Origin of the sequence: Aeromonas sp. HMWF017, assembly GCF_003061465.1 — a bacterium.
Lineage (GTDB): Bacteria > Pseudomonadota > Gammaproteobacteria > Enterobacterales > Aeromonadaceae > Aeromonas > Aeromonas veronii.
Genome location: NZ_QAJD01000099.1, coordinates 1 through 3,665 on the forward strand (window position 1 = coordinate 1; position 3,665 = coordinate 3,665).

Here is a 3,665-nt window from a genome sequence, read left to right on the forward strand (position 1 = left end):
GTGATTACTTTATCGTCTATTTATTATCCATTTTGGTAAAAGAGAGTAGCCAAACCACTTCGCTAGATAAAACAAACAGTTGCCTGCATTGTCGCGGCCTATTTCAATCGCCGGATAATTAATTCTCTTACTCAAATTGAACTTTTGATTATTTATAACTGAGCATAGTCCCGCAGAGTGTGTGTCATTATAAGCTTAATGACAGATGAACAGACTGTGTTCCATGACAAGCAGATCACTATTCCGTTAGCGCCCTTTCCCATCGCAATCCATTAATTCTCTCCCGATTAAATATCACGACTCTCTTGGTAGGTCGGGCAACTGTGCGTTGGCAAACGTGTAAACATCAAACTGACAAGATGAACTCATGAACTGTGATAAACAACAAGCCACTCCCGGCGTTATGCTGGCGGCGATTGGCGTAGTCTATGGCGATATCGGCACCAGCCCGCTCTATACCTTGCGCGAGTGCCTGTCAGGTCAATTCGGGTTCGGCGTCGAGCCGACCTCCATTCTCGGCTTTCTCTCGCTGATCTTCTGGCTGCTGATCCTGGTGGTGTCGGTCAAGTACCTCTCCTTTGTGATGCGGGCCGACAACGCCGGCGAGGGTGGCATTCTCACCCTGATGTCGCTGGCGACCCGCAACGCCTCCACCCGCTGGACGCCACTGCTGATTATCCTCGGCCTGATTGGCGGCAGCTTCTTCTATGGCGAGGTGGTGATCACCCCGGCGATGTCGGTGATGTCGGCCATCGAGGGTCTGAGCATTCTCACCCCCGCCCTCGACCCCTATATCGTCACTCTCTCGGTGCTGGTGCTGACCCTGCTGTTCGCCATCCAGAAACATGGCACCGCCATGGTGGGCAAGCTGTTTGCCCCCATCATGCTGATCTGGTTTATGACGCTGGCGGTGCTGGGGCTGCGCGGCATCATCCACAACCCCGAGGTGCTGGGTGCGCTCAACCCCGTCTGGGCGGTGCGCTTCTTTGTCCAGTACCAGACCACCTCCTTCTTTGCCCTCGGCGCCGTGGTGCTGGCCATCACCGGGGTGGAGGCGCTCTACGCGGATATGGGCCACTTTGGCAAAAATCCGATCCGCCTCGCCTGGTTTATCGTGGTGTTGCCCTCGCTGGTGCTCAACTACTTCGGTCAGGGTGCGCTGCTGCTAAGCAATCCCGCCGCCATTGCCAACCCCTTCTTCCTGCTCGCGCCGAAATGGGCGCTGGTGCCGCTGCTGCTGCTGGCAACCATGGCGACGGTGATCGCCTCGCAGGCGGTGATCTCCGGGGTCTTTTCGCTGACCCGGCAGGCGGTGCGGCTCGGTTATCTCTCCCCTATTCGCATCGTTCACACCTCCGAGCAGGAGTCCGGCCAGATCTATATTCCGGTCATCAACTGGATGCTCTATATCTCGGTGGTGATCGTCATCATGAGCTTCGAGCACTCCAGTAATCTGGCGGCGGCCTACGGCATCGCCGTAACCGGCACCATGGTGCTCACCTCCATCCTCTCCTGCTCGGTAGCCAAGAACAGCTGGCACTGGAACAAGTATCTGGTGGCCATCCTGTTTGTCGCGCTGCTCTGTATCGATGTGCCGCTGTTTGCCGCCAACCTCGCCAAGATCTTCTCCGGTGGCTGGCTGCCGCTCACCCTGGGCGCGGTGATGTTCACCGTGATGACCAGCTGGAAGAGCGAGCGTTTCCAGCTTATTCGTCGCCTGAACGAGCACGGCAACTCCCTTGAGCCGATGATCGCCTCGCTGGAGAAATCCCCGCCGACCCGGGTGGCCGGCACTGCGGTTTATATGTCGCGGGTGGTCAATGTGATCCCCCATGCGCTCCTGCACAACCTCAAGCACAACAAGGTGCTGCACGAGCGGATCATCCTGCTCACCCTGCGGGTGGAGGATGTGCCCTACGTCCACAATGTGCGCCGGGTCTGCATCGAGCAGCTCTCCCCCACCTTCTGGCGGGTGGTGGCAAGCTACGGCTGGCGCGAGACCCCGAACGTGGAGGAGATCTTCCACCGCTGCAACGCCGAGGGGCTGAGCTGCCGGATGATGGAGACCTCGTTCTTTATGGCCCACGAATCGCTCATCATGAAAGACCGCCCCTGGTATCTCTATCTGCGCGGCAAGCTCTTTATGCTGCTGCAGCGCAACGCCCTGCGCGCCCCGGATCAGTTCGAGATCCCGCCCAATCGGGTAGTCGAACTGGGTTCGCAGGTTGATATTTAAGCGATGCAAGCCACACCAGTGGCTTATGTCAATCAGCTAAAATTCCCTATGCTTTTCATGACTGGTTTTAAATATCGTAGTGAAGTCGATGAAAGAGACCGTAATGGTCATAGAACAAGCCCGAACTGATACCTGAGTAGCATGATCGTAATAAAATACGGCCTGTATTTACAGGCCGTACCATCTCCTTGTTATGCATCTATTAACCTGCATAACGTTTATGTTATTTAGTATGAGTTAGCTCTTCCCATAAATAATGAAAGAAACCTTGCGGCCGTTGACTACCATTTTCAAGGAGCCATTTTTCAGTATTGGGGAGATAGACACCATTTATTTTAGATAAGTGGTTATACGCAATGTGCATAGTTCCTTTCAATCCACCTAAAACAGGAACATTCATGCCACATTCGTTTAGCAAATCACGGTTCCCGGCCATATCTAATGCAGCATTAAATTCCATAACCGAGATAAACCGCTCTTTTTCTTGACTATATAGATCAACACCTTGCACATAGGCAGTTTGTGCCGTATTAACAAACCCAGCTACTCCATAAGCCAGATGCTCCAAATCTCTACACGTTTCTTGTGCATGACCTTGTTTTAATGGTGTTGTCTTATTAGTGATACTCCAATATGAGTTGAATTTATCTAGTTCATCATGGGAATAACAGCCTGCTATTGGTTTTGGCAAACCACCATCAGAATATAAGTAAACATATGTTGGAAAATACTTATGGAATCGTTCTAAAGATTCATCGAACAGTTTTTGATCATCAAGGAAAACTGCAGAATTTAATTTTGCTTCCGTGATGACGGCCTGCCAATTCCCAAAATGACAATCTGTTTTTTGTCCATTTATATCGTCAATATAACGACTTCTGAGCATATGCTCAAATTTCTTTATTTTATCTGAATTCCATTTTGAACTGCCGTCGATAATATATGTATGTTTGATTATCTCAGCAGCCCTGGCCCATACTGCGGCAGCCCATGATGCCTGAAGTGCTTGGTTTTGCCCAGTGTGATGCCCTGTAAACTGTTCAGACCAAGCATTCATTATATTTATCGAGTTTTCGGCATACACATTATCCCCGCTATATAACCAGGCGAGAGCTTGGGTATATGCAGCACGAGCATCCTCTCTCTCTATTTTGCAGCGTTGGGCAATTCCCTCGCCATCAGGACCACCACACGCCATGCTGTCCCATTTGGCAGTGGGCAAATAGCTTCGATTAGCTAATGGGGAGGCAAGCATATTTTTATATGATGAGAACCATGGTTCAACCTCATTGGAAACTTTTTGTCTAACAAATTCTATGTCTGTTTTATTAAGTAATACGCCGGGATGTTCAAAAGCGAATACATTATGTGCAGCACAGAGTAATGAAAAAACAAAAACAAGCTTTTTTACTTTCATAACGTCTCCAAT

At 50.6% G+C, this 3,665-nt stretch carries 2 protein-coding genes; one reads left to right on the forward strand and one right to left on the reverse strand.

Annotated elements, in window-relative coordinates; all coding sequences use genetic code 11:
* The first annotated feature begins 367 nt into the window (after positions 1 to 367).
* The gene (gene kup / locus DBR30_RS09535; RefSeq protein WP_108539811.1) at positions 368 to 2,236 is read left to right on the forward strand and encodes a low affinity potassium transporter Kup; all 1,869 of its coding nucleotides are present in this window, start codon (positions 368 to 370) and stop codon (positions 2,234 to 2,236) included.
* 223 nt (positions 2,237 to 2,459) lie between these two features.
* Here kup and DBR30_RS09540 read toward each other — a convergent pair.
* A partial coding sequence (locus DBR30_RS09540; protein ID WP_258224373.1) for an alginate lyase family protein occupies positions 2,460 to 3,665 on the reverse strand: 1,206 nt, incomplete at its 5' end.